The sequence below is a fragment of the Stutzerimonas kunmingensis genome, assembly GCF_014764705.1.
In the GTDB taxonomy this organism is placed as follows: Bacteria; Pseudomonadota; Gammaproteobacteria; order Pseudomonadales; family Pseudomonadaceae; genus Stutzerimonas.
On the sequence record NZ_JACXXG010000003.1, the window covers coordinates 189,421 to 214,895 of the forward strand.

At 64.3% G+C, this 25,475-nt stretch carries 26 protein-coding genes; 12 read left to right on the top strand and 14 right to left on the bottom strand.

All coding sequences use genetic code 11. The features are described from left to right. Positions 1 to 4 precede the first annotated feature (4 nt). Both IEG05_RS04340 and IEG05_RS04345 read right to left on the bottom strand, forming a co-directional pair. The gene (locus IEG05_RS04340; RefSeq protein ID WP_046617492.1) at positions 5 to 535 is read right to left on the bottom strand and encodes a hypothetical protein; all 531 of its coding nucleotides are present in this window, start codon (positions 533 to 535) and stop codon (positions 5 to 7) included. A gap of 15 nt (positions 536 to 550) precedes the next feature. Further along, a complete protein-coding gene (locus IEG05_RS04345) occupies positions 551 to 1,963 on the bottom strand; it encodes a coniferyl aldehyde dehydrogenase (RefSeq protein WP_046617493.1) in 1,413 nt (470 codons plus the stop codon). A 130-nt stretch (positions 1,964 to 2,093) separates the two neighbouring features. On the opposite strand from IEG05_RS04345, the gene IEG05_RS04350 reads away from it, so the two are divergent. Then, positions 2,094 to 2,768 (top strand): TetR/AcrR family transcriptional regulator, encoded by a 675-nt coding sequence (locus tag IEG05_RS04350; protein ID WP_044314796.1) that lies wholly within the window; start codon positions 2,094 to 2,096, stop codon positions 2,766 to 2,768. Between the two features lie 13 nt (positions 2,769 to 2,781). On the opposite strand, the gene IEG05_RS04355 is transcribed toward IEG05_RS04350, so the two are convergent. After that, entirely contained in the window at positions 2,782 to 3,765 is a 984-nt protein-coding gene (locus IEG05_RS04355) for a hydrolase (RefSeq protein WP_046617494.1), read from the bottom strand. Positions 3,766 to 3,937: 172 nt separating this feature from the next. Here IEG05_RS04355 and IEG05_RS04360 point away from each other — a divergent pair, with 172 nt between their 5' ends. Next, complete coding sequence (locus IEG05_RS04360; RefSeq protein ID WP_046617495.1) at positions 3,938 to 4,342, top strand: hypothetical protein; 405 nt, start codon at positions 3,938 to 3,940, stop codon at positions 4,340 to 4,342. An 11-nt stretch (positions 4,343 to 4,353) separates the two neighbouring features. Here the strand turns inward: IEG05_RS04360 and rsmD are convergent, their stop codons facing one another. Genes rsmD through IEG05_RS04375 form a run of 3 tightly spaced genes read right to left on the bottom strand, consistent with a single transcriptional unit; the run spans position 4,354 to position 7,833 of the window. Then, entirely contained in the window at positions 4,354 to 4,956 is a 603-nt protein-coding gene (rsmD, locus tag IEG05_RS04365; protein ID WP_046617496.1) for a 16S rRNA (guanine(966)-N(2))-methyltransferase RsmD, read from the bottom strand. After that, positions 4,956 to 6,488: a M16 family metallopeptidase gene (locus IEG05_RS04370; RefSeq protein WP_046617497.1), complete on the bottom strand. Its 1,533-nt coding sequence runs from the start codon at positions 6,486 to 6,488 to the stop codon at positions 4,956 to 4,958. Before IEG05_RS04370 ends, rsmD begins: the two co-directional genes overlap by 1 nt. After that, positions 6,481 to 7,833: a M16 family metallopeptidase gene (locus tag IEG05_RS04375; RefSeq protein WP_191121690.1), complete on the bottom strand. Its 1,353-nt coding sequence runs from the start codon at positions 7,831 to 7,833 to the stop codon at positions 6,481 to 6,483. The genes IEG05_RS04370 and IEG05_RS04375 overlap by 8 nt, the downstream gene beginning before the upstream one ends. A gap of 229 nt (positions 7,834 to 8,062) precedes the next feature. On the opposite strand from IEG05_RS04375, the gene ftsY reads away from it, so the two are divergent. From ftsY to rpoH, 4 genes are all read left to right on the top strand, one after another. Then, the gene (ftsY, locus tag IEG05_RS04380; RefSeq protein WP_191121691.1) at positions 8,063 to 9,334 is read left to right on the top strand and encodes a signal recognition particle-docking protein FtsY; all 1,272 of its coding nucleotides are present in this window, start codon (positions 8,063 to 8,065) and stop codon (positions 9,332 to 9,334) included. After that, positions 9,331 to 10,002, top strand: coding sequence for a cell division ATP-binding protein FtsE (gene ftsE, locus IEG05_RS04385; protein WP_003297174.1), 672 nt, complete (start codon positions 9,331 to 9,333; stop codon positions 10,000 to 10,002). The genes ftsY and ftsE overlap by 4 nt, the downstream gene beginning before the upstream one ends. Then, on the top strand, positions 9,999 to 11,018 hold the full coding sequence (gene ftsX, locus IEG05_RS04390) for a permease-like cell division protein FtsX (RefSeq protein ID WP_046617505.1): 1,020 nt from the start codon (positions 9,999 to 10,001) through the stop codon (positions 11,016 to 11,018). The genes ftsE and ftsX overlap by 4 nt, the downstream gene beginning before the upstream one ends. Before the next feature lie 111 nt (positions 11,019 to 11,129). Continuing rightward, positions 11,130 to 11,984, top strand: a complete 855-nt coding sequence (gene rpoH / locus IEG05_RS04395; RefSeq protein ID WP_031298050.1) for an RNA polymerase sigma factor RpoH — start codon at positions 11,130 to 11,132, stop codon at positions 11,982 to 11,984. Positions 11,985 to 12,068: 84 nt separating this feature from the next. Here the strand turns inward: rpoH and IEG05_RS04400 are convergent, their stop codons facing one another. The 3 genes from IEG05_RS04400 to mtgA all read right to left on the bottom strand — a co-directional run bounded on the left by IEG05_RS04400 (position 12,069) and on the right by mtgA (position 17,599). Then, on the bottom strand, positions 12,069 to 14,639 hold the full coding sequence (locus IEG05_RS04400) for a hybrid sensor histidine kinase/response regulator (RefSeq protein ID WP_046617507.1): 2,571 nt from the start codon (positions 14,637 to 14,639) through the stop codon (positions 12,069 to 12,071). 178 nt (positions 14,640 to 14,817) lie between these two features. After that, positions 14,818 to 16,746, bottom strand: coding sequence for a phosphodiesterase DibA (gene dibA, locus IEG05_RS04405; RefSeq protein ID WP_191121692.1), 1,929 nt, complete (start codon positions 16,744 to 16,746; stop codon positions 14,818 to 14,820). A 124-nt stretch (positions 16,747 to 16,870) separates the two neighbouring features. Beyond that, positions 16,871 to 17,599, bottom strand: a complete 729-nt coding sequence (gene mtgA, locus IEG05_RS04410; RefSeq protein WP_191121693.1) for a monofunctional biosynthetic peptidoglycan transglycosylase — start codon at positions 17,597 to 17,599, stop codon at positions 16,871 to 16,873. A 68-nt stretch (positions 17,600 to 17,667) separates the two neighbouring features. Here mtgA and IEG05_RS04415 point away from each other — a divergent pair, with 68 nt between their 5' ends. From IEG05_RS04415 to IEG05_RS04440, 6 genes are all read left to right on the top strand, one after another. Next, positions 17,668 to 18,042, top strand: a complete 375-nt coding sequence (locus IEG05_RS04415; protein WP_046617510.1) for a DUF423 domain-containing protein — start codon at positions 17,668 to 17,670, stop codon at positions 18,040 to 18,042. 73 nt (positions 18,043 to 18,115) lie between these two features. Then, positions 18,116 to 18,331, top strand: a complete 216-nt coding sequence (thiS, locus tag IEG05_RS04420) for a sulfur carrier protein ThiS (protein WP_256364880.1) — start codon at positions 18,116 to 18,118, stop codon at positions 18,329 to 18,331. A gap of 74 nt (positions 18,332 to 18,405) precedes the next feature. Next, positions 18,406 to 19,200, top strand: coding sequence for a thiazole synthase (locus IEG05_RS04425; protein WP_014818734.1), 795 nt, complete (start codon positions 18,406 to 18,408; stop codon positions 19,198 to 19,200). 65 nt (positions 19,201 to 19,265) lie between these two features. Continuing rightward, positions 19,266 to 19,982 carry a tRNA (guanosine(46)-N7)-methyltransferase TrmB gene (gene trmB, locus IEG05_RS04430; protein WP_191121694.1) on the top strand — a complete coding sequence of 239 codons (717 nt, stop codon included), beginning with the start codon at positions 19,266 to 19,268 and terminating at the stop codon, positions 19,980 to 19,982. Between the two features lie 223 nt (positions 19,983 to 20,205). Next, on the top strand, positions 20,206 to 21,543 hold the full coding sequence (locus tag IEG05_RS04435; protein ID WP_044314787.1) for a DUF1329 domain-containing protein: 1,338 nt from the start codon (positions 20,206 to 20,208) through the stop codon (positions 21,541 to 21,543). A gap of 256 nt (positions 21,544 to 21,799) precedes the next feature. Continuing rightward, positions 21,800 to 22,162, top strand: coding sequence for a DUF5064 family protein (locus IEG05_RS04440; RefSeq protein ID WP_023446085.1), 363 nt, complete (start codon positions 21,800 to 21,802; stop codon positions 22,160 to 22,162). A gap of 134 nt (positions 22,163 to 22,296) precedes the next feature. On the opposite strand, the gene IEG05_RS04445 is transcribed toward IEG05_RS04440, so the two are convergent. The 5 genes from IEG05_RS04445 to metW are packed head-to-tail and all read right to left on the bottom strand — an operon-like array spanning position 22,297 to position 25,470. Continuing rightward, entirely contained in the window at positions 22,297 to 22,620 is a 324-nt protein-coding gene (locus tag IEG05_RS04445; protein WP_003303164.1) for a DUF3392 domain-containing protein, read from the bottom strand. Between the two features lie 9 nt (positions 22,621 to 22,629). Further along, positions 22,630 to 23,835, bottom strand: a complete 1,206-nt coding sequence (gene hemW / locus IEG05_RS04450) for a radical SAM family heme chaperone HemW (RefSeq protein ID WP_080950544.1) — start codon at positions 23,833 to 23,835, stop codon at positions 22,630 to 22,632. Beyond that, positions 23,832 to 24,425 carry an RdgB/HAM1 family non-canonical purine NTP pyrophosphatase gene (gene rdgB, locus IEG05_RS04455; protein ID WP_023446083.1) on the bottom strand — a complete coding sequence of 198 codons (594 nt, stop codon included), beginning with the start codon at positions 24,423 to 24,425 and terminating at the stop codon, positions 23,832 to 23,834. The genes hemW and rdgB overlap by 4 nt, the downstream gene beginning before the upstream one ends. Beyond that, positions 24,422 to 24,844, bottom strand: coding sequence for a DUF4426 domain-containing protein (locus tag IEG05_RS04460; protein WP_023446082.1), 423 nt, complete (start codon positions 24,842 to 24,844; stop codon positions 24,422 to 24,424). Before IEG05_RS04460 ends, rdgB begins: the two co-directional genes overlap by 4 nt. A 26-nt stretch (positions 24,845 to 24,870) precedes the next feature. Then, positions 24,871 to 25,470 (bottom strand): methionine biosynthesis protein MetW, encoded by a 600-nt coding sequence (metW, locus tag IEG05_RS04465; RefSeq protein ID WP_023446081.1) that lies wholly within the window; start codon positions 25,468 to 25,470, stop codon positions 24,871 to 24,873. Between the last annotated feature and the right edge of the window lie 5 nt (positions 25,471 to 25,475).

Sequence of the window (25,475 nt, forward strand, 5' to 3'; positions counted from 1 at the left end):
TCAGTCAGACCGTCGGCGGTCCGGGATAGCCGCAGTGCGCCCAGGCGGCGGGGCTGGCGTACCAGGCCATGAGGATCATCTGCAGCAACGAGGCGTGGCCCTGGCGCAGCAGGGCGAGCGAACTGTTCTGCCAGCGCTGCAGGAACGCTCGTAATTGATCATCGGAGGCTGCAGCCCAGCCGCTCCAGATGCCGGTCAACGGCCCGCGGGTCAGTGGCAGGCTGAGTACGTCGAACAGCTGGCGTACTTGGCTCAACAATGCGGGCGACAGGTGGTGCAGGCCTCGGTCCAGGCTGACGAGGGTGGTCTGCACGGCCTGCGGCATGTCGCTGGGTGCCGCCGAGCCTTCCAGCAGCAACGGCGTTACTCGGCGCAGCATCGGCAGATCGCTGTCACGCAGCACGAAGAAGCCGCTCGCCGGACCGTCTGCCGCGACGCTGAGGCTCCGGCTGAGCAGCCCGCCACCGGCCAGGAGGGCGCCGCCGAGCAGTCCGACCTTGAGCAGGCCGCGGCGATTGAGGGAAGGCTCGTGCATCGACTCAGCCACGTATCAGCGGATAAACAGCGTATAGATCAGCTTCTGCCACCACTTACCGTAGGGCGGGTAGATCAGCCGGGCGGCATTGAAGCGCTGCTTGATGAATACACCCTTGGCCTTGCTGAAGGTGAGGAAGCCCTCGTGGCCGTGATAGTGCCCCATGCCGGAGGGACCGATGCCGCCGAAGGGGAGGTCGTCCTGGGCGACGTGCAACAGGCTGTCGTTCAGGCACACGCCACCGGAGTGGGTGGTTTGCAGCACGCGCTGCTGCTCGCCGCGGTCGTAGCCGAAGTAGTACAGCGCCAACGGTCGTGGGCGCGCGTTGATGTAGGCCAGCGCTTCGTCCAGATCGGCGTAGGGCACGATCGGCAACAGCGGGCCGAAGATTTCCTCCTGCATCACGCGCATGTCGTCGGTCGTGTTCAGCAGCAGGCAGTGCGGCATACGCCGCTGCTGCGCTTCGGCAAACAGCGGCACGACATGTGCGCCCTTGGTCCGCGCGTCGTCGAGGTAGTCCTGCAGTCGCGTCAGCTGACGCACATTGATGATCGCGGTGTAGTCGGGATTGTCCGCGAGGCTCGGATACAGACGCTGTACCGCCTCACGGTAGGCACCGACGAAGCCCTCGACACGCTCGCGCGGCACCAGCACATAGTCCGGCGCGACGCAGGTCTGTCCGGCGTTCATGCACTTGCCGAAGGCGATGCGCTCGGCGGCATCGGCCAACGGGACGCTGGCCGAGACGATCGCTGGCGACTTGCCACCGAGCTCCAGCGTCACTGGTGTCAGGTTTTCCGCTGCCGCGCGCATCACCTCGCGGCCGATGTGCGTCGAACCGGTGAACAGCAGATGATCGAACGGCAGCCGGGCGAAGGCCTGCCCGACCTCTACATCGCCGAGCACCACCGCTACCTGATCTTCAGGGAAGATCTGCGCCAGCAGCTCCTTGAGCAGCTGCCCGGTGGCAGGCGTCGATTCGCTCATTTTCAGCATCACGCGATTGCCGGCGGCGAGCGCGCCGATCAGCGGCCCGATGGCCAGATAGAGCGGGTAGTTCCACGGCACGATGATGCCGACCACGCCCAGCGGCTGGTAGACCACCCGTGCGCTGGCTGGCTGGAAGGCGAGGCCGACATGCCGGCGTGAGGGTTTCATCCAGCGCCGCAGGTGACGGCTGGCGTAACGGATGCCGTGCAGGCTGGGCATGATTTCCGCCAGCAGGGTTTCGTCGGCCGAACGATGACCGAAATCCGCAGCGATTGCCTCGATCAGCGCCGGTTGATGGCCGGCCAGCACATCGCGCAGGGCGTCGAGCCAACGCAGACGATCCTCTTCCGAGGGCATCGGTGCGGCGGTGAAGGCCAAACGCTGGCGGGCGAACAGGGCCTCCATGGCGACCAGCGCTTGCGGGATTTCGGCTGACATGCGGGCTCCTGATGCGATGTGCTGGAGGATTTCTAGAGTAATTACTCTAAACTGTCAACGAGACGTGCTTACCCGCCTGCTGGCGTGTACCGTTGCTTCCTTCGCTTCGCCGCCGAGAACTCGCCGCCTCATGGCATCCCGCACCAAGACCCGTGACCGCATCATCGAAGCCAGCCTGGGGCTGTTCAACGCCCAGGGCGAGCGGAACGTCACGACCAACCACATCGCCGCCCATCTCGGCATCTCGCCGGGCAATCTGTACTACCACTTCCCCAACAAGCAGGCGATCGTCGCAGAGCTGTTCGGGCAGTACGAATCGCGTGTCGACCAGTTTCTGCGCCTGCCGCCGGAGCGGGAAATGCAGGTCCAGGACAAGGCGCTTTACCTCGAAGCGCTGCTGGGCGCGATGTGGGATTACCGATTTCTGCATCGTGATCTGGAAGGCCTGCTGGATGCCAATCCGCAGCTCGCCCAGCGCTACCAGGCGTTCGCCGGCCGTTGCCTGCGGCATGCCCGGGCGATCTATCAGGGGTTCGTCGATGCCGGCATTCTGCTGATGGATCCGCTCCAGGCCGAGGCCTTGGCGCTGAATGCCTGGATCGTCCTTACCTCCTGGGTGCGTTTCCTCGGCACGGTTGGCGCGGGAGCCGGAAGCCTGGATCAACTACAGCTGCGTCGGGGCATCTATCAGGTGCTGGCACTGGAAAGTGGCTTCGTTGCTCCGGGTGCCCGCGAAGCTGTGGCGGCGCTGCAGCAGCAGTACTTCGTCGAACTGGATCCCCTGCCGGACTCGCGAGGCGTCTAGAGCAGGCGAGGGCTCACGGCGTTTGTGCCAGCCACTGCGGAATGCGCCGCTCCAGGTAGTAGCGAGGCCTACGCGGCGTGCCTTCGACAAAGCCAACGTGGCCACCGTTGGCGTGCAGCTCGAGGGCGGTGGTGACGGATAGCTCGGCCGGTTCCGGCACGCTGTGGCGGAACACGAAGGGATCATCCTCGGCCTGGATCAGCAGGGTTGGCGTCGTGATCGTCGGCAGGTAGTAGCGGCTGGAGGCACGGCGGTAATAGTCCTGGGCGTCGCTGTAGCCGTGCAGCGGCGCGGTGAAGCGACCGTCGAAATCCCAGAAGGTGCGCATGCCGTGCAGCGGGCCGAGGCTCTGCAAGGCACCGAGGTGATTCAGCAGCCCCTCGCGCTGGAAGCGCTGCTGTTTGTCCCTCACGTAGGCGACCATCGCCTTCATGAAATGCGCCTGGTAGACGCGTGAGAAGCCGAGGCCGATGCGATCGGCACATTGGTCCAGGCGGAACGGCACGGACACCGCCACGGCCTTGCGCAGCGGACAACTGGCTGCCATTTCGCCCATGTACTTGAGCAGTACGTTGCCACCCAGCGAGTAGCCGACCGCATGCAGCGGCGCCATGGGCCGGCAGGCCTGTAGATGCCCGATCACTTCGGCGAGATCATCGCTGGCGCCGGAATGATAGGCGCGCGGCAGCAGGTTCGGTTCGCCCGAGCAGCCGCGCCAGTTGATCGCGACGCTCGCCCAGCCCTGCGCGCTCAGTTGTTGCTGCAGACCGAGCACGTAAAGCGAATTCGACGAGCCGGTGAGCCCGTGTAGCACCAGAACCAGCGGCGCTGTTGCTTCATGCGGGCCGTGCCAGTCCAGGTCGATGAAATCGCCATCGGCCAGCCACAGTCGCTCACGCCGGCGTTCGAGGCGCGGCGCCTTGCGAAAGAATGCGTTCCACAGGGTCTGCAGATGCGGCCCGGGAAGCCACCAGGCGGGTTGGAAGGATTCGGACACGGTTGCTCGGGTTCCTCGTTTGCTCCGACGTTAGAGCCTCGGCGGCGGGAAGAAAAGCACGATGCAGGCGTTGAATGATGCTGGCCGCCTGGCGACTTATGTCTTTGGGGATATGGTCAGCGCCGCCCAAGGGGTGGAGAGTGACGCGATAGTCTTATCCGGAACCCTGCCCATGATGCCAACCCCCTTCGATCAACTGCTGGCCGCTGCGCGCGAGGAGCGCGAACCCCAGCGCCTGCTGTTCGTTTTCGTCAGTGCCGAACTGCCGGACGATGCCACCGAGGCCGAGCGCCAGCGCTTCGAGGAAAATGCCGGCGGCTCGCTGAAACCGGTGCTCTGCGTCGACAAGCTGCCCGAGGAACTGAGCGACTTCGCCGCGCTGCGTGAAGAATCCGAGCGCACCGGCGTGGCCTGGGACCTGCTGTTCGCCGCGGCGCTGCCCGGCCAGGCCGGTATCACGCCGAACGCCGACGAGGCCGAGCAGCCACTGAAGATGATGGTCAGCGCCATCGAGACCGGCAACGTCGGCCGCTTTCTGGCCTTCGATCGCAACGGTCAGACCGTCGACTTCTACTGAAGTCGCCGACTTCAAGCGGCGGGTGCGCTGCGCTCCCACAGCGCGTAGTGCACCTTGCCAGCCTGCTTCTCCCGATGCAGTCGCCAGTTCCCCGGCAGGCCGAGGCTGGACGGCAGTGCCTCGCTTTCGGTGTAGACCCAGGCGTGCGCGGCCAGCCAACCCTTTGTCTCCAGCAGCTCGCAGGCCGGTTGCAACAGATTCTTGTTGAACGGCGGGTCGAGGAATACCAGGTCGAAGGCGGTCGGCGTCTGGGTTTCCAGATAGCGCAGGGCATCGCTCTGCAGTAGCTGGCCGTGGCCGCAGTTCAGCGTGTCCAGATGCTTGCGCAGGCTGGCGATGGCGTTGGCGTTCACGTCCAGCGCCAGGGCCATGCTGGCGCCGCGCGACAGGGCTTCCAGATAGATCGCGCCGCTGCCGGTGAACGGATCGAGCACCCGCGCGCCGGATAGGTAGGGTGCCAGCCAGTTGAACAGGGTTTCGCGCACCCGGTCCGGCGTCGGCCGCAGGCCTTCGGCATCGGGGAAGCTGAAGCGGCGCGAGCGCCACTCGCCGCCGATGATGCGCAACTGGCCCTGGCCGCCGTGGGCGTTGGGGCGAATGGGTGGATTGGCCATCAGTGCTCCGGAACGCCGCTGGGCTGTTCGACTGGTTTATCGGTGGGCGGCGGCAGCGGTTGCTGCTCGACGCTGGGGCCGGCAGTGACGATGACGAAGGCGTCTTGCTGCAGATGCTTGTTCATCGCTGTCTTGACCTGTTCGACTGTCAGCGCCTGCACCTCGCCCATGAAATCCTCCAGGTAGGTCAGCGGCAGGTCGTAGAAGCCGATGCTGCCCAGCTGACCGACGATGTCGGCATTGCTTGCGGTAGACAGCGGGAAACTGCCGGCGATCTCGCGCTTGCTGCGTTCCAGCTCGGCCTCGGTCGGCCCTTCGGCGAGATAGTCGCGGACCAGCTGCTGCACCAGTTCCAGCGCGCCATCGGTGAGTTCGGCGCGGGTCTGCATGCTGATCATGAACGGCCCTTCGGCTCGCATCGGGCTGAAGCCGGAGTAGATGCCGTAGGTCAGGCCGCGCTTTTCGCGCACCTCTTCCATCAGTCGCGTGCCGAAGCCGCCGCCGCCGAGTATCTGGTTGCCCAGATACAGCGCCGCATAGTCCGGATGGCCGCGAGGGATACCGAGCTGGGCCAGCATCAGGTGGCTCTGGTTGGATGGGAAGTCGATATGGTGCTTGCCGGCAACCGGAGCCTCGGGTGTCGGCGTCGTTGGCAGCGCCGGGCCTTCCGGCAGGGCGGCCGAGACACCGGCGGCGAGCGCTTCGGCTTCCTCGCGGGAGAGGTCGCCGACCAGCGCGATCACCGCGTTGCCTGCCGCATAGGCGCGGGCGTGGAAGTCGCGCAGCTGCGCGACGCTGATCGCCGGCACCGACTCGGGGGTACCTTCGCTGGGGTGGGCGTAGGGGTGATCGCCATAGAGCTGCTCGAACAGCTCGAGGCTGGCGAGCTTGCCGGGGTTCTGCTTCTGGAATTCGAAGCCGGCCAGCAGCTGATTCTTGATCCGTTGCAGCGAGTCCTCGGGGAAGCTCGGTTGGCCGAGGACCTGATTGAACAGCGCCAGGGCCGGCTCGCGCTTGTCCGGCGCACTGAGGCTGCGCAGACTGACCACTGCCATGTCGCGGTAGGAACCGTTGCCGAAGTCCGCACCTAGGCCTTCGAAGCCGCGGGCGATGGCGCCGACGTTCTTGCCCTCGACACCCTCGTTGAGCATGGCGTTGGTCAGCAGTGCCAGGCCGGGTACGTCGCCGTCCTGGCTGCTGCCGGCGGAGAAGGTCAGGCGCAGGTCGAACATCGGCAGCTCGCGGGCTTCGACGAACAGTACCTTGGCGCCTTCGGCGGTCTGCCAGCTCTGGATGTCCAGCTTGCGCCGGGCCAGGGGTTGATCGCCTAGCTCGGCGAGCGACTCCAGACGTGATTTTTCCGGCGTTGCGGTCGGCACGGCAGGCTGGGTCGCCTCGCGGGCGACATCCTGCTTCGCCGGCTCGCCGGGTTGTGGCAGGGCGGTGGAGCCTTCATCGCAGCCCGCCAGGCCGAAACCGGCTGCCAGCAGCAGGCCGAACAGGCCGTTGCGCAGCGCTTTGCAATCACTCATCACGGGCTTCCTCGGGCAGAACATGGGCGACGCTCAGGCGGGAGCGGGTGAAATAGGTGCTGGCGGCCTGCTGGATGTCCTCGGGCGTGACCGCTTCCAGTGCGCTCAGCTCCTCGTCCATCAGGCGCCAGGACAGGCCGACGGTTTCCAGCTTGCCGATGGTGGTGGCCTGCTGGGTGATGGAATCGCGCTCGTAGACCAGGCCGGCGATGACCTGCGCACGCACGCGCTCGAGTTCGTCCGCCGAGGGCGGTGTCTGCTTGAGCGCATCGAGTTCCTGCCACAGGCCGGCTTCGACTTCTTCCAGCGTGCGGCCCTTCTGCATGTTCGGCGCGGCGCTGAGGACGAACAGGCTGTCGCCGCGGGCATAGGCGTCGTACCAGGCCGAAGCGCTGGTCACCAGTTCTTCACCGCGCTCCAGCCGCTCCGGCAGGCGCGCGCTGTAGCCGCCGTCGAGCAGGGCGGAAATCAACCGCAGCGCGTGCACTTGGCGGGCGTTCTCCTCGGTCGCCAGGCTCGGTGCGTTGAAGGCCATGAGCAGCGTCGGCAGCTGGGTCTTCACGTGCAGCTTGAGGCGCCGCTCGCCCGGCTCGGCCAGTTCCAGTGGCCGCTTGGCTGCTGGCACTTCGCGTTTCTCGATGTCGCCGAAGAAGCGCTCGGCCAGTCCGCGGACCTCATCGGCGGTCACGTCGCCGACCACCACCAGGGTAGCGTTGTTCGGCGCGTACCACTGCTCGTACCAGGCGCGCAGCTCGTCGGCCTGCATGCGGTTGAGGTCGGCCATCCAGCCGATGGTCGGGTTGCGATAGCCGCTGGCGGGGTAGGCGATGGTCTTGAAGTGCTCGTAGGCCAGCGAGCTCGGCTTGTCATCGGTGCGCAGGCGGCGCTCTTCCTTGATCACTTCGATCTCGCGGGCGAACTCGTCTGGCGGCAGCTTGAGGCTGGCCAGGCGATCGGCTTCGAGCTCGAACGCAACGGCCAGGCGGTCACGTGCCAGGACCTGGTAATAGGCGGTGTAGTCGTCGCTGGTGAAGGCGTTTTCCTCGGCGCCCAGCTCACGCAGGATGCGCGAGGCTTCGCCGGCATCGAGCTTGCGGCTGCCCTTGAACATCATGTGCTCAAGGGCGTGGGAGAGGCCGGTCTGGCCAGCCGTCTCGTAGCTGGAGCCAACCTTGTACCAGAGCTGGGATACCACCACCGGCGCACGATGATCCTCACGCACGATCACTTTCAGGCCGTTGTCGAGGAAGAACTCGTGGGTGGGCTGGTTGTCTGCTGCTGCCAGCAGGGGCAGATAAAGCGCTCCGAGCAGCAGGGCGGCGGCGCGGCGTAACATCAGAGGCATAGTCGGGACTCGTCCAGTTGGTGTCCGCCACGGCAGACTGGCAGGGCGGCAACACGGCAGCCATGGTACTGGCGCGTGCGAATCAGGCAAAGCCGGGATATCCGCAGCCGAACCGGCCCTGATGCCGGAACCCGTGCTTAGCGCACCCGCTTTGCGAGGTGCTAGGATAGAGCCCGTTTGGCCGGCAGCGTGGCTGCCGGCGTATCGCATCCTTGAGAATACCTTCTCCATGTTTGGTTCCAACGACGACAAGAAGACACCGGCCGAGCCCGGCGAAAAGAAAGGCCTGTTCGGCTGGCTGCGCAAGAAACCGCAGCAGCCGGTGGCCGAGCCGCCTGCCGCCGAGCCGCCTGCCGCCGAACCGCAGGAAGACAGCCTGCCGCACGCCGAGCAGCCTGAGGCAGAGAGCGAGCAACCGGCAATCACCACCTCCGGGCTATTGCCCGAACCGCCCGTCGAAGCCGAAATACTCCCAGAGCCAGAGCCAGAGCCAGAGCCAGAGCCAGAGCCAGAGCCAGAAATAGCGCCGGTGCCGGTCGCCGCGGCAGCGCCCGCCGAAGCACCGGCGAAGCTCGGCTTCTTCGCCCGCCTCAAGCAAGGCCTGTCCAAGACCAGCTCGAGCATCGGTGAAGGCATGGCCAGCCTGTTCCTCGGCAAGAAGGCCATCGACGATGACCTGCTCGACGAACTGGAAACCCGCCTGCTTACCGCCGACGTCGGTGTCGAGGCGACGACGGCGATCATGCAGAACCTCACGCGCCGCGTGTCGCGCAAGGAGCTGGCCGACAGTGGCGCGCTCTATACCGCGCTGCAGGAAGAACTCTCTGGGTTGCTCAAGCCGGTCGAGCAGCCGCTCGTGGTCGACAGTGGCAAGCGCCCGTATGTGATCCTCGTGGTCGGGGTGAATGGTGTCGGCAAGACCACCACCATCGGCAAGCTGGCGAAGAAGCTGCAGCTCGAAGGCAAGAAGGTCATGCTCGCCGCTGGCGACACCTTCCGCGCCGCGGCGGTGGAGCAATTGCAGGTGTGGGGCGAGCGCAACAGCATTCCGGTGATCGCACAGCACACCGGTGCCGACTCCGCCTCGGTGATCTTCGATGCGGTGCAGGCGGCCAAGGCGCGGGGCATCGATGTGCTGATCGCTGACACCGCTGGTCGGCTGCACACCAAGGACAACCTGATGGAGGAGCTGAAGAAGGTCCGCCGGGTGATGGGCAAGCTCGACGAGTCGGCTCCCCACGAGGTCCTGCTCGTGCTCGACGCCGGCACCGGCCAGAACGCCATCAACCAGACCAAACAGTTCAATCAGGCGGTCGAGCTGACCGGTCTGGTGCTGACCAAACTCGACGGCACCGCCAAGGGCGGTGTGATCTTCGCCCTGGCCAAGCAGTTCGGCACGCCGATCCGCTACATCGGCGTCGGCGAAGGGATCGACGACCTGCGCACGTTCGAGGCCGATGCGTTCGTCAAGGCGCTTTTCGCCCAGCGGGACGGCGCATGATTCGTTTCGAACAGGTCGGCAAACGCTACCCCAACGGCCACATCGGGTTGCACGAGCTTTCCTTTCAGGTGCGGCGTGGCGAATTCCTCTTCGTCACTGGCCATTCCGGCGCCGGCAAGAGCACGCTGCTGCGCCTGTTGCTGGCAATGGAGCGTCCCACCAGCGGCAAGCTGCTGCTGGCCGGGCAGGACCTGTCGCGCATCACCAATGCGCAGATTCCTTTCCTGCGCCGGCAGATCGGCGTGGTGTTCCAGAATCACCAGTTGCTGTTCGATCGCACGGTGTTCGACAACGTCGCCCTGCCGTTGCAGATTCTCGGGCTCAACAAGCGCGAGATTGGCCAGCGGGTGATGACCGCGCTGGAGCGCGTCAGCCTCAAGGACAAGGCGCTGCAGTATCCGGCGGACCTGTCCACCGGTCAGCAGCAGCGTGTCGGCATCGCTCGCGCCGTGGTGCACCGGCCGGCCCTGCTGCTCGCCGATGAACCGACCGGCAACCTCGACCCGCGACTCGCTGCGGAGATCATGGGCGTGTTCGAAGACATCAATCGCCTGGGTACCACCGTGCTGATCGCCAGCCACGATCTGGCGCTGATCGCGCGGATGCGTCATCGCATGCTGACCCTGCAACGTGGTCGCCTGATCGGCGACGGGGAGGCCAGCCGATGAGCAGCGAACGCGATCCCAAGACCAACCCGAGCACGGCCGAGCGCGTCGGCGGTTCGGTGAAGAAGCCGGAGCAGCCGCGCGGCGACGAGCCGGACTTCAAGACGCTGTTCCACGCCTGGCTGGAAAGTCATCGCGCCAGTTTGGTCGACAGCGTCGGGCGTCTGATCAAGCAGCCGATCGGCAGCTTCTTCACCTGCCTGGTGATGGCCGTGGCGTTGAGTCTGCCCATGGGCCTGGCGCTGCTGCTGGACAACGTCGAACGGCTGGGTGGCTCGTGGCAGCGTGCCGCGCAGATATCGCTGTTCATGCAGCTTGAGGTGGATGGCGACGCTGGCGAGCGCCTGCGTGACGAGGTTGCCGCCATGCCCGACGTGGCAGCGGCGGACTGGGTCAGCCGCGAGCAGGCGCTGGACGAGTTCCAGCAGCTGTCCGGGCTTGGCGAAGCGCTCAAGGAGTTGCCGGAGAATCCGCTGCCCGGCGTGGTCATCGTGACACCCGAAGTGGTGGACAAGGACAAGCTCGAAGCGCTGCGTCAGCGGCTGGCCGAACTGCCCGGCGTGCAGTTGGCTCAGCTGGATCTGCTCTGGGTCGAGCGGCTGACCGCTATTCTCAAGCTTGGCGACCGCTTCGTCTTCGGCCTGACATTGTTGCTGGTGGCGACGTTGCTGCTGGTGATTGGCAACACCATCCGCCTGCACATCGAGAACCGCCGCACCGAGATCGAGGTGGTCAAGCTGGTGGGCGGCACCGATGGTTACGTCCGCCGTCCGTTCCTCTACATGGGTGCCCTCTACGGTCTGGGCGCCGGCCTGATCGCCTGGCTGCTGCTGGTCTATGGACTGGGCTGGCTGAACGAGGCCGTGGTGAATCTGGCGGGCCTCTACGGCAGCGATTTCGGCCTGGGAGGCGTTCCGGCCGGCGATGCGTTATCGCTGGTGATCGGTGCGGTGCTGCTCGGCTACATCGGTGCCTGGCTGGCTGTCGCAAGGCATCTGAGCGAGCTTGCTCCTCGATAAAATTTCATTTGAAAACAATCACTTGACAGTTGTGTCAGGGAACTTTTCCACAGGCTTGCAGTCTCATGTGGCAATGCTAAACTGCTGCAGCTTCGTCATTGGAGGTACTGCATGACAACTACTCTGCAACCTGTTCAAGCGCTAGTCCCGGGAGCGAATCTCGAGGCCTACGTGCAGACCGTGAACAGCCTCCCGCTGCTCACCGTCGAGCAGGAGCGCGAGCTGGCCGGGCGCCTCTTCTATCATCAGGATCTCGAAGCGGCTCGGCAGATGGTGCTGGCGCACCTGCGTTTCGTCGTTCACATCGCGCGCAGCTATTCCGGCTATGGTCTGGCCCAGGCCGACCTGATCCAGGAAGGCAACGTCGGCCTGATGAAGGCGGTCAAGCGTTTCAATCCGGAAATGGGTGTGCGGCTGGTGTCCTTCGCCGTACATTGGATTCGCGCCGAAATTCACGAGTTCATCCTGCGTAACTGGCGCATCGTCAAGGTCGCGACGACTAAGGCGCAGCGCAAACTGTTCTTCAACCTGCGCAGCCAGAAGAAGCGTCTGGCCTGGCTGAACAACGATGAAGTCACCGCCGTGGCCAATAGCCTGGGCGTCGAGCCGCACGAAGTGCGCGAAATGGAAAGCCGCCTCACCGGCCATGACATGGCCTTCGACCCGGCCGCCGATGCCGACGACGACAGCGCCTACCAGTCGCCTGCGCACTATCTGGAAGATCATCGCTACGATCCGGCCCGCCAGCTTGAAGATGCCGACTGGAGCGACAGTTCCACTTCCAGCCTGCATACGGCGCTCGAGGGGCTCGACGAGCGCAGCCGGGACATTCTCCAGCAACGCTGGCTGAACGAAGACAAGGCGACCCTGCACGACCTGGCTGCCAAGTACAACGTATCGGCCGAGCGCATTCGTCAGCTGGAGAAGAATGCGATGAACAAGTTGAAGGGCTCGATTCAGGCCTGATGCTCGTCAGCTGAAAAAGAATCGCGGGATGCCATTGGCTCCCGCGATTTTTTTTGCCTGCCGTTCGCTCGGGATACCGCCCGGCTATCGAGGCTTGCTTCTGGCCTGGCGGATGTTGTCTCGCGCCTGTTCAACCGCGACCAGCAGCTGGGCGTTGGTGATCGGCTTGTGCAGCCAGACGATCCCTGCGGGGAACTGTGCCTGCTCGAACTGGTGCGCGGCGGAGATGACGACGATGGGCAGATCCTGCATCGCCGGTTGATCGCGCAATTCGTCGATAAGCTGCATGCCGCTGCCGTCGGGCAGGTGCAGGTCCAGTGTCATGGCCTCGTAATGGCTGGCAGCGAGCTTTTCACGGGCCTGATGCAGGCTTTGCACGCGCTCCACGCCGTAGCCGCCCTCGCGCAGCATCATATGCAGCAGACGGCCGGTGTCAGGCTCGTCTTCGACGACCAGGATTCGCGGCTGGCCGTCGCGGCAGTCCGATTCGGCTGGCGGTATCTGGATCGGCAGCTCGCACCAGAAGGTGGTGCCCTGGCCGGGTACGCAGTCGAAGCCGACCGTACCGCCCATGCGTTCGATCAGCTCCTTGGTGATCGCAAGTCCGAGTCCGGTACCGGACTTCTGCCGGCTGTCGGAGGCATCGGCCTGGGCGAACTTCTCGAACACGCGGGAGCGGAACGCCTCGGGAATGCCGGGGCCCTGGTCGGTGACGCTGATACGAACCTTGGTCCCACGCAGGGAGCTGTGCAGGCGAATCTCTCCGCCCTCGGGGGTGAACTTGACGGCGTTTGAGAGGAAGTTGCCAAGCACCTGCTGCAGGCGCAGGCCGTCCACCCAGACCAGCACATCGGTCGGATGCTCGAGCGTACAGCGCACGCCATGCTGCTCGCAGAGGGCCTGGTTGCTCGCCAGCGATTCCTCGAGCAGGTCGCCAAGCGAATGTTCGCGCAGTTCGAACGACATCTTGCCGGCGGCAATCTTTTCCATGTCCAGCAGGTCGTTGATCAGATGACCCAGGCGCAGGCTATTGCGGTAGGCGATCTCAAGCATCTGCTGCATGGCTGGAGGCGCTGCACCGAGCGCGCCGCCGACGATCAGTCCGAGCGCACCGCTGATGGAGGTCAGTGGCGTGCGCAGCTCGTGGCTGACGGTGGAAACGAAGTCGTTCTTCATCTGCTCGACGCGCTTGCGTTCGGTGAGGTCCATCAGCGTACCGCTGATGCGCTGGGCCATGCCTTGTGGGTCACGCTGGATATGGCCGCGCAGCAGTACCGGGACGACATGACCATGCTTGTGTTGCAACCGTAATTCGGTGGTGAAGTGGTCGACATTGGACAGCATGGTTTGGGCCAGGCGCGCCTTCTGCTGCGCTAGGTCTTCGGCAACCGTCAGCCGCTCCCACAGTTTGAGGTCGCAGGTCAGCTCGTTGGGACGATAACCGAGCATTTCCCAGGCGCGGGGCGAGGCGAACATGCTGCCGGCTTCCAGATCGAGATCCCACAGCCCATCGTTGCTGCCTTTCAGGGCAAGCGACAGACGCTCCTCGCTCAAGCGCAGATCGTGTTTGCTCTGACGTATGTGCCGGGTCATCTCGTTCGCCAGCGCCTGGGCACGGCTATGGCGCAGCGCCAATGACGAGGTCAGGAAAAAAACCAGCAGGCTCAGACCGAGCCCCAGGCCGAACACCAGTGCCTCGTTGGAATGAAAACGCTCGTCGAACTCGGGCCGGCTATCCATGCGCAGCGTCCAGGTCTGGCCGTACAGCTCCAGCTGCTGCAACTGGCTGAAGCGGGCACTGCCGGGCTCGGGGGCTTCGCTCGATGCGTACAGCAGGTGTTCCGGCTCTTCACCGGGACTGGCGTAGATATGCAGCGCCAGCGGCAGATCGGCCGCACGCAGAATGCCGCGCATCAGATCTTCGACGCGATAAGGGCTATAGACGAAGCCGCGCAGCGCCTGCATGCGCTGCTCCGGCGTCGTCAGCGGCGCGCTCGGTCGATACACCGGCACATAGAGCAGCACACCGGCCTGCACCTTGCCATGGGTTTCCTGCAGCAGCGTCACCTTGCCGGTAATGCTCGTTTCGCCGAGCTGGGCGGCACGTTGCATGGCGCGACGGCGAGTCGGCTCGGAATACATGTCGTAGCCGAAGGCGGCCAGATTGCGCCTGAGGAACGGCTCAAGATAGACGATCGAAGTGTAGAGCTCCCGCTGACCTGGCGGATGAATGTCGTAATCCGGGTAACCCTGCGCACGCATGTGTGCGACATGCGCATCGCGTTCGGCCTGCGGAATTGCCTGGCTGAAACCGACGCCCTGGATGCCAGGATAACGGTCTGGTAGCAGCAAGCGCTCGACGTACGTGCGCCACTGCTCGCGGCTGACGTTCTCCACGGCATCGAACAGACCGGCGCCGCCGAGCAGGATCTGTTCATGGTCCCGCAGCCGCTTGCGGATCGCTTCAGTGACCTTCTCGCCGAGCATCTGGAACTGCTGCCGAGCAGCGCGATCCTCGTTGGTGCGCAGACTCTGCCAGACCACCAGTTGGACCAGCAGGGTGAACGCCAGCATTCCCCAGGCAACGCCGTTTCGCCAGCTGAACAGCTGTCGCAGGCCGTGAGGCTGATTGTGGTTTATCGCTGGATCGCTCATCGTCTTCGCTGCGGTACGCGGTGGTTGACCGATTGGACGCCGGAGGCCTGGAATCGGTGCCAGTCTGCGGCAGTCGAGCCAGTATGCCGCAAAGCTGGTTGCCCGGCCTTCCATGATGGCGAGGTTGACCGTTCTGTCAGCTTACCTGCCGTAATGGCCTATTGATATATGCGCCTGATCAGGCTCCGGACGAGCGGCAACTCTGCCCGTAGCGGAGTTCGGCCGCGCGCCAATCGATGTCGCTGGCAGGCTGCGGTCGTGCAAAGCCGTAGCCTTGGCCATAGTCGCAATTCTGCGCCAGCAGAAACGCCGCCTGGTCTGCAGTCTCGATGCCTTCCGCCACGACTTTGAGGCCCAGATTGTGTGCCAGACCGATGACCGAGCGGGTGATAGCGGCGTCCTCGCGGTCGTCGGGCAGGCCGCGGACGAAGCCCTGGTCGATCTTCAGTTTGTGCACGTTCATGCGCTTGAGTCGCTGGAGCGACGAGTAACCGGTGCCGAAATCGTCGATCGCCAGCTGAACGCCGAGTGCGCGCAGGCGCTGCAGTAGCTCCAGGGCGGCGTCCGGGTCCTGCATCACCGCGCTTTCGGTTATCTCCAGTTCCAGATGGTGCGCCTCTAGCCCGCAGCGGGCCAGAATGGTGGCGACCTGCAGGTCGAGCTCACCGTTGCCGAACAGGCGGCTGGAGATGTTCACCGCGATGAAGCCAAGTGGGCGACCCTGGCCAAGCCACTCTCGAGCCTGATTGCAGGCCTGCTCCAGCACCCAGTGATCGATCGCGCTGATCAGCCCGGTTTCCTCGGCGACGGGAATGAAGATGCCCGGTGCTATCAGGCCTTTCTCCGGGTGTAGCCAGCGTACCAGTGCCTCGAAACCGGTGATCGTACCCTCGCGCAGGTCGTAGATCGGCTGAAAGTGCAGGCGCAGCTGTCCTTGCTCGAGGGCCTGGCGCAATGCGGTGACCAGTTCGACGCGCTGGCGGGCCTGGCTGGTCAGTTCCTCGGAATAGAACGCATAGGTTGAGCGGCCGCTGTTCTTGGCCTTGAACAGCGCCGAGTCGGCGTTGCGCATCAGCTGTTCGACGTTCTGCACGTCGGTCGGATAGGGGTACAGCACGATGCCAATGCTGGCGCTGCTGAACAGCTCCTGGCCAGCGATATGGAAGGGTTCGTTCAGTCGGTCGAGAATGCGCAACGCCAGCGAGGTGGCCTTCTCCGCGCCATAGCCTTCACAGAGCAGGGCGAACTCGTCACCGCCGAGTCGGCCAAGCGTCATGCCTTCTTCCAGGTACTCGCCCAGTCGCGTGCTGACAGCCTGCAACAGCGCGTCGCCCAGGCTGTGGCCAAGGCTTTCATTGATGTCCTTGAAGTGATCGAGGTCGATCAGAAGTAATGCACCGCTGCGTCTGTTGGCCCTGGCGCGCTCGAGATCCTGCTTGGCGCGTTCGGTGAACAGCAGCCGATTCGGCAGCTTGAGCAACGGGTCGTAATGAGCGAGCTGGTCGAGCTCTTCGCGCGAGCGCTTGAGCGCCGAGAGATCGGAGAACACCGCCACGTAATGGCTGAGCTGGCCCTGGTTGTCATGGATGCAGCGCAGGTTCTGCCATTGCGGGTACACCTCGCCATTCTTGCGTCGGTTCCAGATCTCGCCGCTCCACTCGCCATGCTCTTTCAGCGCCAGCCACATCTGGTTGTAGAAGGCTGCGTCGTGCTTGCCAGACGCGAAGAGTCTAGGGGTCTGTCCAAGGACTTCCTCGGTGCTGTATCCGGTGATGCGGCTGAACGCCGGATTGACGTGCACGATGTGTTGGCTTGGATCAGTGACCAGCACGCCTTCCTGAGTGCTGTCGAAGACTGCGGCGGCCTGCTTCAGGCTGGTCTCCTGCAGGTGATGTGCGCGCTGCTGTTCGTCGAAGCGGCGAAAGTGCTGGCGGCCGAGCAGGAATATCAGCACGGTAGTAAGCCCCACGAACAGCGCTCCCTTGCCCGTTTGCCAGGTTTGGCTATCGCCTGCAGCGAGGTAGCCGACCAGCATGTCGCCGAGGAGAATCCACAGCATGGCCAGGCAGAAATAGCCCAGACTTAGCCGGACGAGGTAGGTGTTCATGGTTGCTCTCGGGTCCGATCCAGATACTGCATAGTCAAACCCCATCGCACTGGCTGAGCGGGAGGCACGTCATCTCGCACCGGAGGTGCTGCATCCTGCTGCGCCGGTTGTTCTGCATGCTGGTTCAGAGCCAGCCCGGCCACCAGTCCGGGTGGTCCGGTTTGATCCGCTGCAGGTAGTGGCTGCCACCCAGCTGGCGCATCTGTTGCCGAATCCAGGCGGCGCGATTGTTCACGTGGCTGCCCGGTTTGCCAGCGCTCCACTGTCGCGGGTTGGGCAGCACTGCGGCGAGGAGGCTGGCCTGGCGGGTCGACAGGTACGGTGCACCGGTGCCGAAGTGATGCTGGGCCGCCGCCTGCGCACCGAAGACGCCATCGCCCCACTCGACGCTATTGAGATAAACCTCAAGGATGCGCTGCTTGGGCCATAACAGCTCGATCAGCGCAGTGAACCAGACCTCCAGTCCTTTGCGCGGCCAGCTGCGGCCGGACCAGAGAAACAGATTCTTCGCCACCTGCTGACTCAGCGTGCTGGCACCGCGCAATGAGCCACCGCGCTCATTGTGGCTGAGCGCCGCACGGATTGCTGCGACATCGAAGCCCCAGTGGTCGGCGAACTTCTGATCCTCGGCGGCGATCACCGCCATCTTCAGATCGTCCGGCAGCACTTTCCAAGGCCGCCAGTCGCGGGTCAGGTCGATAGTTTCGCCTGTGCGCCATGACTCGATCTTGCGCTCGATCATCAAAGCGGTGAACGGAGGTGGCACCCAGCGAAACAGCAGTACCAGCAGCGCCGAGAGGCCGATCAGCCAGAGCAGCAGTTTGGAGAGGCGCAGCAGCAGGTTTCGCAACATGGCACTTGGTCGTGGGCGAAAAGAGCGGGCATTATAGCGGCCGCTAAGGCCATCGACCGGAAATGGCAATGATTCGTGCTTATATCGTCCTTGCCGCGCTGTTCGGATTGACCGGCGTTGCGCTCGGCGCCTTCGCTTCCCATGCCCTCAAGAGCCAGTTGAGCGCTGCCTATCTCGCGGTGTTTCAGACAGGCGTGCAGTACCAGATGCTTCATGCGCTGGCGCTGCTCGGCGTCGCGCTTCTTTCGCTGCATCGGCCCAGCCGCCTGCTAGCTTTAGCAGGCGGCCTGTTCGTCGTCGGTATCCTGTTGTTCTCCGGCAGTCTCTATCTGCTCACCCTCAGTGGAATCGGCAAACTGGGCATGATCACGCCGCTCGGGGGGACGTCCTTTCTCGTGGGTTGGCTCTGCCTGGCGCTGGCCGGCTGGCGCATACGCAGCTGAGCGGGACGAACGGCCGCGGGCTTCGCGTTGGTGGCGTGGGTGATTCGGGCTAGAATGCCGTCCCCTTTTCGCAATGGCGGCGAACAGCATGCAGATCCAGTTGAATGGCGAACCCTATGAGCTGCCAGCCGGCGAGTCGGTGGCCGACCTGCTGGTGCGTCTGGACCTGACCGGGCGCCGTCTGGCCGTCGAGCTCAACCGGGACATCGTGCCGCGCAGCGCGCACGCGACCACCGAACTCAGCGAAGGCGATCACGTCGAGGTGGTGCACGCCATCGGTGGCGGCTAGCCGGTCGCGCTCATCCGAATTGCGCCGCCCTGCGGCGCCCAGTCCGCTGCAACACGTCCGAACGAGGAATTCCCATGCGCCCAGTTCCGCACGACAAGCCCTTCACTCTGGCCGGTCGCACCTATCAATCGCGCCTGCTGGTCGGCACCGGCAAGTACAAGGACCTTGAGGAAACGCGTGCTGCCATTGAGGCCTCGGGTGCCGAGATCGTCACCGTCGCGGTGCGCCGCACCAATATTGGCCAGAATCCGGGCGAGCCGAATCTGCTCGACGTGATCAGCCCCGAGCGCTACACCATCCTGCCGAACACCGCCGGCTGTTTCACCGCCGAGGACGCGGTGCGTACCTGCCGCCTGGCCCGTGAACTCCTCGACGGCCACAAGCTGGTCAAGCTGGAAGTGCTGGCCGATCAGAAGACGCTGTTTCCCAATGTGATCGAGACCCTCAAGGCCGCCGAAGTACTGATCCGGGACGGCTTCGACGTCATGGTCTATACCAGCGACGACCCGATCATCGCTCGCCAGCTGGCCGAGATGGGCTGCATCGCGGTGATGCCGCTGGCCGGCCTGATCGGCACTGGTCTGGGCATCTGCAATCCCTACAACCTGCGCATCATCCTCGAGGAAGCCACCGTGCCCGTGCTGGTGGATGCCGGTGTCGGAACCGCTTCGGACGCCACTATCGCCATGGAGCTGGGCTGCGAAGCGGTGCTGATGAACAGCGCCATCGCCCATGCGCAGAATCCCGTGCTGATGGCCGAGGCCATGAAGTACGCCATCGAGGCCGGCCGCCTGGCCTATCTCGCCGGCCGCATGCCGAAGAAGCTCTACGCCAGCGCCTCGTCGCCGCTGGACGGGCTGATTCGCTGAACCGATTCGTGGCCGGCCCCGACCTTGTGTCAGGGGCCGGCTTTTTTATTTCTCGCAGGTAGACCATGACAGAGCAGAACCCCGCGGCCGAAGCGCAGCAAACCGAGCACCGCCGTACCATCAAGAGTTTCGTGATGCGTGCCGGGCGCATGACCGAAGGCCAGCAGCGTGGCCTGGAGCAAGGCTGGCCGAAGTTCGGCCTGGAGATCGAGAACGGTCTGCGCGATTTCGACGAGGTGTTCGGCCGTAGCGCGCCGCGCACCTTCGAGATCGGCTTCGGCATGGGCCATTCCACCCTGGAAATGGCCGCCGCGGCGCCGGATCAGGACTTCATTGGCGTGGAAGTGCATAAACCTGGTGTCGGCGCGTTGCTGAGCGGACTTGTGTCACAGAAATTGAACAACGTCAGGGTCTACAGTTGCGACGCCTTGGAGGTACTGCGCGATTGCGTGGCCGATGCCAGCCTGGACCGCGTATTGCTGTTCTTTCCGGACCCCTGGCACAAGAGCCGTCATCACAAGCGACGTATCGTGCAGCCGGCTTTCGCCGAGCTGGTGCGCAGCAAGCTGAAGATCGGCGGCGTACTGCATATGGCTACCGACTGGGAGCCCTATGCCGAATACATGCTCGATGTAATGAACGTCGCCCCGGGCTTCCGCAATCTGGCCGAGGATGGACGTTGCGTGCCACGGCCTGCGGAGCGACCGATCACCAAGTTCGAGCGCCGTGGTGAACGGCTCGGTCATGGCGTCTGGGACCTGAAATTCCAGCGCATCGACTGAGCGCGGTCAGTAAAAGAGAAACGCCCGCGACCTAGTCCCGGCTGCCCTATCAGCGGCGCCAGGCAGCCAGGTCGCTTGCCACACCCAGATCGAGAGCCGCAGCAGCGGCCAGGGAAGAGTGCTGCCAGGACGGCATGCCTGCCCACACCATATAACAATGCAACGCCGATAGCCGGGCTCGCCACGCGGTGCCCAGCATCGTGCGCAATTGGGGGAGTAGACGATGTACGGAAAGATCGGAATTCTGCTGTTGGCAGCCTGTACCGCGTTACCGGCACAGGCGAAGGTAGACAGCACGCAGGCCGCGCGACTGGGGCAGGACCTGACTCCGCTGGGAGCGGAGCGCGGCGGCAATCCCGCGGGGACGATCCCGCCCTGGGCCGGGGGCGTTGCAGCACCCGCCGGCTACCAGCCCGGGATGCACCATCCCGACCCGTATGCGGCCGATACAGTGCTCTATCGCGTCGATCACACCAATATCAACGAGTACAGCGGCCAGCTTTCCGGCGGTATGAAGGCGCTGCTGGAGCGTTATCCCGACTACCACCTGCGCGTATTTCCGACCCGCCGCAGCGCCTCGGTGCCGCAGCGGATCTATGATGCCACTCGCTACAACGCCGTCAGCGCCGAGCTCATCGCCAACGGCAACGGTATCCAGGGCGCGGCAGCCGGCATTCCCTTCCCGATCCCGCAGAGCGGCATCGAAGTGATCTGGAATCACATCCTGCATTACAAGGGTGACCAGAGCCACATGATCAATAACCAGGCAGTGGTGATCGGTGGCCGGGCCAACTACATCAAGCGCGATCGGCACATCTATTACGTTTACAACCGCGAAGGCATGACTCACGCGGACCTGGACAACACAGTGCTGTACTACAAGTACCGTGTCACCGCGCCGGCCAAGCTGTCCGGTACGGCACTGGTGGTGCAGGACCCGCTCGACCAGGTGCTGACCACTCGCAAGGCGTGGCGCTACAGCCCGGACGATCGCCGCGTGCGCCGTCTGCCGTCGCTGGCCTATGACTCCTTGCAGCCCGACACCAGCGGCTTGGCCACGGCCGATGTGGTCGACTCGTTCAACGGCGCGCCGGATCGCTACGAGTGGGAGCTGCTCGGCAAGCGTGAAATGCTGATGCCCTACAACAGCTATGCCGTGCATCAGAAGGGCCTCCCCTACGACAGCATCGTCCAGGCACGCACCCTGAACCCGGAACTGCTGCGCTATGAGCTGCATCGCGTGTGGGTGGTCGAGGCGACCTTGCGCAAGGGCTTCAGTCACCTCTACGACAAGCGTCGGTTCTATATCGACGAGGACAGCTGGGCGATCCTTGCCGTCGACCTGTACGACGAGAAGGGCGAGCTGATCGGCCTGCAGGAAAGCCATCCGATCAGCTATTACGACGTGCCGATGTTCAACAGCACGCTGGAAACGCTCTACCACCTCAAGGACGGCAACTACTTCGTCGATGGGCTGGACAACAACGAGCCGATGTACGACTTCAACGTCAAGCTCGGCCCGCGTGATTTCTCGCCGCAGGCGCTGCGTCGCGGCAACTGACGAAGGACAGAAAAGAAACAGAAGATGCACGAAAGGGCGCCGCTGGCGCCCTTTTTCGTACCACCAGAACTGCCGTCGCGCGCCGCTGCGGCGGTGTGAGGCTACAAGGTTGTTCCTGTTCGGTGGGGCCGAGCACGGGTAGTGACTTCGCTCAAGAGTGGGCTGGCACGGCAGTGGGATGATCGCCTGCGTAGCGCTGAAAAGGCGGCCCGACAGCCGGGCAAGCAGCCGCGCCATTCGCAAAGGAGGGAGCCGCGTGTTCAGACCGGGACAACTGGAGTACCACAGCCTTTCCGCTTCCGGGAAGCCGGGTTATCACCTGCAGCTCGACTACCGTGTCGAGGGCACGCCGGAGGCGCCGCAGTGGGCGTGTTTTCACCTGCGCTTCGAGGCCGGAGCAACTCTGGTGGACGAGCAGTTTCGAATGCACCGCGATGTTGCCTGCAACTTCCTGCAACGCGTCCGTCAGTGCCTGCGTCGCCACGGTGTGCCGGTGGACGCCGATATCCTCTTCGGCCTGCACGGCATCTACGACCCGCTGTTCGAGGATCTGCGCCGGCAGCTGTGCTATCGGCCGGGCGAGGCCGTCGATCTCGATCGCTTCCTTCGCGAAGGCTGAGCGGCGTTACTGGCTTGTGCGGTCAGTTGGTCAAGGCAAGTTCGGATGGACATGGCTCCGAGACAAGGCGCAGCAACACAGTATCGGGGGCCATGGGCGCCGAAATCGACCAACTGCCCTTACCAACCAAGCCACTAGTTACGGTCGGCGATCACGCCGATGAGGAAGAAGATCAGCAGCAGCACCGGTGCCAGGCTGTAGTTGTTCAGGTGGGCCAGCCCCTGGGTCATCCACGGGGTGAGGAAGACGATCGCCAGGCCATAGCCCACCGCGCAGACCAGTACGAAGATCAGCGTGCGGAAAAAGAAGTTCAGGCTGCTGACGGCGCCTTTTACCCAGGTATTGATTGCCGGGCCGAACAGTACGAAGAGCGTGGCCATCAGCGCCAGGGAGATATCGGACAGGTGGCTGCGGCTCCAGCGCGACAGCGTGACGATCAGGTCGAGTAGCAAATCCATGCGGTGTCCTTAAGGCAGGAAGCTCTGTAGCAGGTCGTTGAGAAACAGCTGGCCCTTCGGCGTCGCCGCCAGGCGCGCTGGGTCAGCCGAGAGCAGGCCGCGCGCTTCGGCGTCGCGCCGTGGCTTGGCGAGCACATCCAGCGGCAGTCCGGTGCGCTGAGTGAACAGCATGGCCGGTACGCCGTCGGTGAGGCGCAGCACATTCATCAGGAATTCGAAGGGCAATTCATCCGCTGCCAGCAGCTTTTCGCCTGCGCGGAAGGCCTTGGCCGGATCGAGGTAGTCCTTCGGCAGGCGGGTCTTCCAGCTGCGCAGAATGCGTCCGTCCGCGTGGCTGAGTTTGGCATGGGCGCCGGCACCGATGCCGAGGAAATCGCCGAAGGTCCAGTAGTTCAGGTTGTGCCGCGCCTGCCGCCCGGGCTGGGCGTAGGCCGAGGTCTCGTACTGGCGATAGCCGTGCTCCGCGAGCAGCGTCTGGCCGGCTTCCTGGATGTCCCAGAGGATATCGTCTTCGGGCAGCTGCGGCGGCTGGCTCCAGAACACCGTGTTTGGCTCCAAGGTCAGCTGGTACCAAGACAGGTGCGTCGGTTGCTGCGCGATGGCGATGCGCAGGTCGCTCAACGCATCCTCCAGGCTCTGGTCCGGCAGGCCGTGCATGAGGTCGAGGTTGAAATTGTCGAAGCCGGCGGCGCGAGCCATGTCGGCGGCGCGAATCGCTTCGTCGCCGTCGTGAATGCGCCCGAGCGCCTTGAGCTTGTCGGCCTGGAAGCTCTGCACGCCAATGGACAGCCGGTTGATGCCGAGCTGGCGGTAGTCGCGGAACTTGGCCTGTTCGAACGTCCCCGGATTGGCTTCCAGGGTGATCTCGATGTCCTCGGAAAAGGCGACCAGCCGTTCCAGCCCGTCGACGATCGCCGCCAGTGCCTTGGCAGAAAACAGGCTTGGCGTACCGCCGCCGAAGAAGATCGAAGTCAGGCGGCGGTCCCCGACGTGCTCAAGATCCGCGCGAAGATCGGCCAGCAGCGCGGCGACATAGGCGTCTTCGGGCAGTTCGGGGCCGGCCGCGTGGGAATTGAAGTCGCAGTACGGGCATTTGCGCACGCACCAGGGAATATGTACGTACGCCGCCAGCGGGGGCAATTCGAAGCCTGCCGTTGTCGGCGCGCCGTGGTTGCCTTCGCTGGCGCTTAGCGGGGCTGAGTCTGCCGCTTTCATATCCCCAGCCGCTGCTTGAGCAGGGCCATGGCGCGTGCACGGTGGCTGAGCTGGTTCTTCTGCGCTGCAGGTAGCTCGGCGCTGGAACAGTCGCATTCCGGCACCCAGAACAGCGGGTCGTAGCCGAAGCCATGCTCGCCGCGTGCTGCATGCAGGATGCGGCCGTGCCAGAGGCCTTCGCAGATGATCGGCAGTGGATCGTCGGCGTGGCGCACCAGCGCCAGGGCACAGACGAACTGCGCGCCGCGTTCGGCATCCGGAACCTCACGCAGGACGTCCAGCAGCTTGGCGTTGTTGGCGGCATCGCCCTGGCCATCGGCGTAGCGCGCCGAGTAGATGCCCGGTGCGCCGCCGAGGGCGTCGACGGCCAGGCCGGAGTCGTCGGCGAGCGCCGGTAGACCGGATATCCGCGCGGCGTTGCGCGCCTTGAGAATGGCGTTCTCGACGAAGGAAAGACCGGTTTCCTCCGGCTCGACGGTGCTGAACTCGGCCACCGAGCGCACGCGAACCGCGTCACCGAGCATGGCCTGGAGCTCCTTGAGTTTGCCGGCGTTGTGGCTGGCCAGTACCAGTTCGGAAAAAGGCATCATCGGTCGGGGAAGAATTCCTGGTTGAACTCGAAGCTGAACGGCTCGGCGCCGGTCGGCTGAACGGTGAGGGCGAAACGCAGGGTTTCCTGCGAGTCGAAGGGGAACTGCGCGAGGTAATAGATCGCCTCGTCACCTTCCTTGAGCTGCTTGAAGCCCAGCGGGCGATCCTGCCCGAGCAGGTTCTTCACTACGCCGCTGACCTGCGCCGCGACCGGTTTGCCGTCCTTGATCACCGAGACGTTGACTACGCCCTGGGTCTTGCTGCGCGTGAGTCCGGCGGCGGCGGCAATGTCCGGCTGCAGGAAGCCCGAATTGAAGGCGCTGTAGTGGACGTCGTATTCGCCGACGCTGTGTTTGCGCTCGGCCAGCGCCGGCAATGTGAGCAGTGCGGCCAACAGACCGATCAGGATGCGTTTCATGTGCTTACCTCCAGCGTTGAAGCCGCTCAGCGGGATGGCCCGGTGACGCGGTAGATGCCGATTTCACCCAGCAGATTCGGCCATATGCGACTGGCCCAGCCATGCCGATGATCGCGGTCGACTGCCAGGCGTTCGAGTACCCTGGCACCGCTTTCCTGGCACAGCCGCTCGAAATCCTCGAACGTGCAGAAGTGAATGTTCGGCGTGTTGTACCAAGTGTAGGGGAGGAACTCCGACACCGGCATGCGGCCTTTGCTCGCAAGGTACCAACGGCAGCGCCAATGGCCGAAGTTGGGGAAGGTGATGATGCACTGGCGGCCGACGCGCAGCATTTCCTTCATCAGCTGGTCGGGGTAATGCACGGCCTGCAGCGCCTGGGTCATCACCACCATGTCGAAGCTGTCGCTGGCGAAGTTGCCCAGGCCCAGGTCGAGGTTCTGCTCGATGACGTTGACGCCTTTGTCGATGCAGGCGGCGATGTTGTCCGGGTCGATTTCCAGGCCGTAGCCGCTGACCTGCTTGTGATCGCGCAGCCAGGCCAGCAGCTCGCCATTGCCGCAGCCGAGGTCGAGAACTCGGCTGCCGGCCGGAATCCACTCTTGGATGATGTCCAGATCGGCGCGCATCTTCG